The sequence below is a fragment of the Streptococcus mitis SK575 genome (assembly GCF_000257865.1).
In the GTDB taxonomy this organism is placed as follows: domain Bacteria; phylum Bacillota; class Bacilli; order Lactobacillales; family Streptococcaceae; genus Streptococcus; species Streptococcus mitis_CQ.
The window spans coordinates 1-5,499 of the sequence record NZ_AICU01000018.1 but is presented as its reverse complement, the minus strand read 5'-3'; the positions used below and the strand labels follow the sequence as shown (position 1 = coordinate 5,499).

Sequence of the window (5,499 nt, the reverse complement as noted above, 5' to 3'; positions counted from 1 at the left end):
GTATAGCAAAAAAAAGAAAAAGATGTAATAGATTGAAAAATAAAATTAGTTAATCGTTTTATGTCGCGAAAGTTCATTGGACAGTAAGCAGGGACAGATTAAACTTGAAATCGTGTTGGTGGGGCATTAGACCGACCGACAGACGATTTTAAAAGTTTAGTCCCTGGTTTCTTACTGTCAATGAAACGTGAAATAAATATATAATGGCTAAAATCAATCCAAAAAAAATTTGGATTTTTTCTTTTTTTTGAAATGTATTTACGAATATATAAGTGAACAACAAAAAAAGAAAAGAGGAAAACAATGAAAAATGATGTTCTAATTTTGGGTGCTCGTCCCTATGATTTTACAGACGAGAAAACGCAACGACAGGTGTCAGGCGTTACAGTGTGGGTACTTCCTTTAGTGAATGAAGATCCTGAAAATGTTGTAGGTCTATTGCCTGTAAAATATAGCCTTACATCAGCACAATATGCTTTGATTGCTCGTAATCCATTACCTGCAAAAGCTGAAATGTTCATGACAGTTAATATTGCGACTAAAAAAGTTGCCTTTGACCGTTTTGAAAATGTTGAAGCGGTTGATGTGGCTGCATAATGAAGCCTGAAGATAATTCAAACCTCTCAAGTGTATTTGAGTCTTACAATAAAAGTTTACTTGAGAAATTGAATGAACAGACAAAAGCAACAAATAAAGTCTATGACGAATTAAAGAAATTTAATGAGCGCATTGATAAAGATAAACAGGAACAAGAGCAACTTGAAAAGAAAAAGCAAGATGAAAATCAAGAGAAAAAACAAGATTCTGATGAAATTCTAGAAGAATTGAAAAATCTATCTAAGCTGACAGAAGAAAACGGCAAGCAAACCGAGACTGATGAAAAAATAGCAAAGATAGTTACCAAAGTTGAAAAAGATTACGATTTGTACCATATGCAGGCAAATGTCATTACTTTTTACGGAGTGATTGTCATTCCTGGTCTCCTTTTATTTTTCTTTATAAACCATTTACTAAAACAATTTGTATTCTAAAAACTTGTCTATGGGTAAAGACGTTAAACTATACCTAAAAAAAACAATTTTGGAGGATTTTTCTATGATTACAGCTGACCTTTTAGCACCTGTTAAGGACGCAGTTTTGCAGGCAGTTCCGTCTATCTTGCCAGTTGGTGCCGCTGTGTTAGGAGCGAGCCTTGCTGTTCGCTTTGCAGTATCAACGCTCAAGAAATTCTTTTAATCAAAAGCACTCGAAAGGGTGCTTTTTTTGATAAGGAGCAAAATGAAAAAAATTATTAAAAAAATAGCAGTTTGTTTTTGTATTGTAGTTTTGATTTTTACGACTTCTAGACCTAGAACTGTAAAAGCTGAAGCGCTGACTTTGGGTGGCGGTTTGACTTATTTAGCAGGGGCAGGAGCCAGCGCGGCTTCTTTGCCTATTCTTATAATCGGACTTGCTGCCGTTTTGCTTTTAGGTCTTGTGGTCACGAATTGGGACGATATAGCAGCCTTTGGAAATGCGGTGGCTGATGAGTTGAGACTCGCAGGATATGCCTTGTCTAGTTTCGTAAATGGAACGTCTGTAAAAATTGATAATACGTTTAAAAGCGCTGTTTTGAAAGCATATAGCAAAACAGGGACAACCATGACAAAATACTATCCAACTACTGATTATTCAGGTGGTACGTTTGTTAAAACAGGTTTATTAAATACTAAAGACAGATTAGACGCTTCGGTATATCTTGAATATCTAGACCATGATTTCCCTTATTCGGATAATGTGGTTAATAATATTTACGGTAAATCAAATATATTTCTGAGTACGGCTCCTCCATCATCTTGGAAAAGCTTAAATAGTTCCTATACTGGAGTAAATCAGTATGTTTTAAGTTCAATTACGGTTATTGCGTCATTTGAGCCGACGACGGCAAAAGTTGCTTTTTTTAACTTGATAAATTTGGGAACACAAAAAGAGGTCAGAGACGCAAATGGAAATTTGACTAAATTGATTTTGACGATTACAGCGCAAGAGGTTGCTGATTTCACTTCAGGAGGTGAGCATGTCACCGAGTTTGCGACAGCTTTGGCAACGGATAAGCCTGTGACAATTACAGATGTGTCTATTCCTGAATTGGGTATAGGGAGCGTTAGGGAGGAGATAAGTACAGCGAATATGATGCAAAACGCTATGACAGTAAAAACTGCAGAACAGTATATAAATGTTGCGTTTCCTGAAGCGTCAACAACTGTGACATTTAATAGTCAAGCAGCTGCTATAGGGGCAACGTTGCCACAAATTGGCACGTTATCAGATTATGCTCTTACAGGGGCGCAAACAGATGAACTTGCAAGGGTTAGAGCAGGAACAGCGACAGGATCATTAACAGGGGCGCAGACGGCAACAGGAACGCTTGTGGGAGCAGGAACAGGCTGGCTTGATAAGATATTAGATTTTCTAAAAAAATTGTTAAACGCTATTTTGAGCATACCAGGAGCAATTTTAGATGGACTAAAAGCGCTTTGGGATTGGCTTGCTAAAATCTTACAAGCTATTCTTGCTATTCCTGGGGGAATTATAGGGATTTTAAGTAAGATATGGGAATTTCTTCAAACTCTCTCAAAAGTGATTGCTGACGCTATTACAGGGGCTATAACGTGGACATTCTCTATTGATGAAACATGGCTAAGAGGACGCTTGAGCAGTTTAAATGACACTTTCAGGAGAAAATTCCCTGTGATGGTTCCTTTAAGGTATGATTTTAATGATAAGGACACAATAAGTGATATGAGTGTAAATATTTTGGGTTCTAACTATGTGATATTAAACGGAGCAACAGCAACAAAATTGGCTTCGCCAATTAAGATGGTGTTTAGAGCCTTAGCTTATGTTTTGATGGCTTTATTCTTTGCTAGAAAGTTCCATAAAGTGGCGGAGGATTAAAATGGTTCAAGGGATTTTAAGTGTTTGTTTTAAAATTTTAGAGTGGTTGATAGGCTTATTTCCGTCATTTGAGTTCGTCAATAATTTTGTATCAGCGTTAAATGCGGTATCTAATATTTTATATGAGGCATCGCCATTTGTGCCTTTTAGAGATATTTTTATCTGTATAGGGTTGATATCTACTTTTTATGTTTCGCTTTTCGGTACGAAATGTATAAATTGGCTTATACATCGAATACCGTTTATTAATTAAAAAAATAAGAAAGGGTAGGCAGGATAAAACGGAAAGCCCGCATTTGCGGGCGCCCGTTTTATCTGTTTAGCATTGGTTATTGTTTATGAGAAAAAAAGGTATTCGAGGAAAGCAATTTGAGGTGCTTTCGGAAAAGCCTGCATATTTGAAGATTTTTAGCTTTATAGGCGCTTTGTCTTATGATTTATATCATCGTATTAAGAACGGCAAAGAATTTAGAGAATACGGTCTAACCTTGTATTGTGGTCGTCAGGGTGGCGGAAAAACAATGGCTATGACTGAATATCTTGAACGCATGAGAAAGAAGTATCCTGAAGCGATTATTTGTACCAATTTCGGCTATGTTCATGAGGATGTGCCTATGAATAGCTGGCAACAACTTTTCGAGCTGAGAAACGGCCTAAAAGGGGTTATATTTGCCATCGATGAGATACAAAATGAATATAACTCAAGCGCTTGGCAAAAATTCCCTGAAGGCTTGCTGGCAGAGATTACTCAGCAACGGAAACAGCGTATTAAAATTGTCGGTACAAGTCAGGTCTTTACACGTGTAGTGAAGCAATTAAGAGAGCAGACATTTGAGGTTGTCGAGTGTCGAACGATTGCAGGACGGTGGACTTTTACCAGGGCCTTCGATGCGGAAGATTACAACGCAGTTTGTGAACGCCCTGAAGCAAAAATGAAGCTACGTCGATTATGGCGCAGAAGTTTCGTCCAATCGAAAGAACTTAGAGAAAAATATGACACTTATGCCAAAATTCAAAAGATGGCTGAAGCGGTAAATAAGGGCTAAAAAAAGGGGCTGAAAGCCCCTTGAGAAAGCCCCCGCAGGGGGGTTTCTTCTTATCTTGATACATATAGAAATAATGAGATTTTAAAAATAGGGTATCAAAATAGGTCTAAACCCTTGATTTTACTGGGTTTTTAGGCACAAAAAAAGCCTTGTTTTTTGTGAAAGCTTTTGATATAATTTAGGTGTTCAATCAAAATCATAAAAAGCTAGGAAAATTGCAAGGACTTTTTCTATATTTCTTTGTAATTACAGGTAAATTATAACATGAAAGAAAAACAAAATCAAGGGTTACAAACCTTGAAAGATGTTTCAAAAACAGGGAAAGACAGAAAATGGAGAGAACGTAAACTTAAAAATATTGAGTTGGCAAGTCAGTTGGATATTTTAGGTTATCGCTCATTTGAGAGAGTTTATCAATGTGCTGAAGTTCTAAAATTTGTCGAACAGTCGGACGGAACGAAGAAACTATATCAGTCTTATTTCTGCAAAAATAAGCTGTGTGCGCTTTGCAACTGGAGACGTTCTATGAAATATTCTTATCAAGCAAGCAAAATAGTTGAAGAAGCAATGATTAGACAGCCAAAAGGACGCTTTCTATTTTTGACATTGACGGTTAAAAATGTGACAGGTAAAGAACTCAATCAGTCTATGACGGATATTTTAAGAGGGTTCAATAGGTTGATGAAGTATAAGAAAGTCGATAAAAATTTGATTGGTTTTCTAAGAGCGACAGAGGTTACTTATTCCAAAGAATTAGACAGCTATCATCCTCATCTGCATGTTTTACTAATGGTTAAGCCAGGCTATTTCAGGTCAAAAGATGATTATTTAACCCAGGAGGAATGGACGGAACTTTGGCAGAAAGCTATGAAGCTAGACTATACTCCCATGGTTGATATTAGAGCTGTAAAAGCCGATAAAGGCAAAGGCTTGAAAGGTGCTATTTTGGAGACTGCAAAATATCCTGTAAAACCGTTTGACGTGACTGATGAAAAAATGGATTTTACGGATCAGGAGAAACTGCAGATAGTAGATGATATGCTGACAGGGCTACATAGAAAGAGACAGATAGGCTTTGGCAAGTTATTCAAAGAAATCAAGAAACAGTTTGATTTTGATGATTTAGAAGATGGTAATCTTGTTCAAACTGGAGAGGATAAAGACGGCACTTCTTCAGGTCGTGAAATTGTAGCAATATGGAACTGGGAACGTAAAAATTATTATTTAAAGTAAAATAAAACAGAATAATGTGGTATAATTGAGTTATAAAATGTAATGCAATAGCACACCAAAGCCCTAGAGGATGGCAGTCCTCCAGGGCTTTTTTTACGTTCTTTTCAGATTAACGGGTATCTTGGGCTAGCTTCGGTCTTTGTCCTTGCTATCTAACCACTTGCAGATGTAGTGTGCAGCTACTTCCGCCATAATAGCAAGTAAGACGTCAAAAATGTAATGCAATAAGCTCACCTCCTTTCACGAACCATAGGAACGCAATCGGTAACCGAGAGCGATACTA

Annotated in this window: 6 protein-coding genes; all 6 read left to right on the top strand. The window is 37.0% G+C overall.

All coding sequences use genetic code 11. The features are described 5' to 3' along the window. The first annotated feature begins 303 nt into the window (after positions 1–303). A complete protein-coding gene (locus HMPREF1048_RS04160; RefSeq protein WP_000786930.1) occupies positions 304–597 on the top strand; it encodes a hypothetical protein in 294 nt (97 codons plus the stop codon). Then, positions 597–1,031, top strand: a complete 435-nt coding sequence (locus tag HMPREF1048_RS04155; protein WP_000801501.1) for a hypothetical protein — start codon at positions 597–599, stop codon at positions 1,029–1,031. Before HMPREF1048_RS04160 ends, HMPREF1048_RS04155 begins: the two co-directional genes overlap by 1 nt. A 64-nt stretch (positions 1,032–1,095) precedes the next feature. Beyond that, positions 1,096–1,236: a hypothetical protein gene (locus tag HMPREF1048_RS13305; RefSeq protein ID WP_004248381.1), complete on the top strand. Its 141-nt coding sequence runs from the start codon at positions 1,096–1,098 to the stop codon at positions 1,234–1,236. A gap of 42 nt (positions 1,237–1,278) precedes the next feature. Next, a complete protein-coding gene (locus HMPREF1048_RS04150) occupies positions 1,279–2,937 on the top strand; it encodes a hypothetical protein (RefSeq protein ID WP_000720311.1) in 1,659 nt (552 codons plus the stop codon). Positions 2,938–3,275: 338 nt separating this feature from the next. Next, positions 3,276–3,983: a zonular occludens toxin domain-containing protein gene (locus tag HMPREF1048_RS04145; protein ID WP_050144805.1), complete on the top strand. Its 708-nt coding sequence runs from the start codon at positions 3,276–3,278 to the stop codon at positions 3,981–3,983. A gap of 264 nt (positions 3,984–4,247) precedes the next feature. Further along, positions 4,248–5,216 carry a protein rep gene (locus HMPREF1048_RS04140; RefSeq protein ID WP_000660642.1) on the top strand — a complete coding sequence of 323 codons (969 nt, stop codon included), beginning with the start codon at positions 4,248–4,250 and terminating at the stop codon, positions 5,214–5,216. Positions 5,217–5,499 lie beyond the last annotated feature (283 nt).

What these genes read in the sequence shown, in the direction of transcription:
- HMPREF1048_RS04145 (WP_050144805.1), top strand. Translation starts at nt 3,276, where the DNA reads ATGAGAAAAAAAGGTATTCGAGGAAAGCAATTTGAGGTGCTTTCGGAA.
- HMPREF1048_RS04155 (WP_000801501.1), top strand. Translation starts at nt 597, where the DNA reads ATGAAGCCTGAAGATAATTCAAACCTCTCAAGTGTATTTGAGTCTTAC.
- HMPREF1048_RS04150 (WP_000720311.1), top strand. Translation starts at nt 1,279, where the DNA reads ATGAAAAAAATTATTAAAAAAATAGCAGTTTGTTTTTGTATTGTAGTT.
- HMPREF1048_RS04160 (WP_000786930.1), top strand. Translation starts at nt 304, where the DNA reads ATGAAAAATGATGTTCTAATTTTGGGTGCTCGTCCCTATGATTTTACA.
- HMPREF1048_RS13305 (WP_004248381.1), top strand. Translation starts at nt 1,096, where the DNA reads ATGATTACAGCTGACCTTTTAGCACCTGTTAAGGACGCAGTTTTGCAG.
- HMPREF1048_RS04140 (WP_000660642.1), top strand. Translation starts at nt 4,248, where the DNA reads ATGAAAGAAAAACAAAATCAAGGGTTACAAACCTTGAAAGATGTTTCA.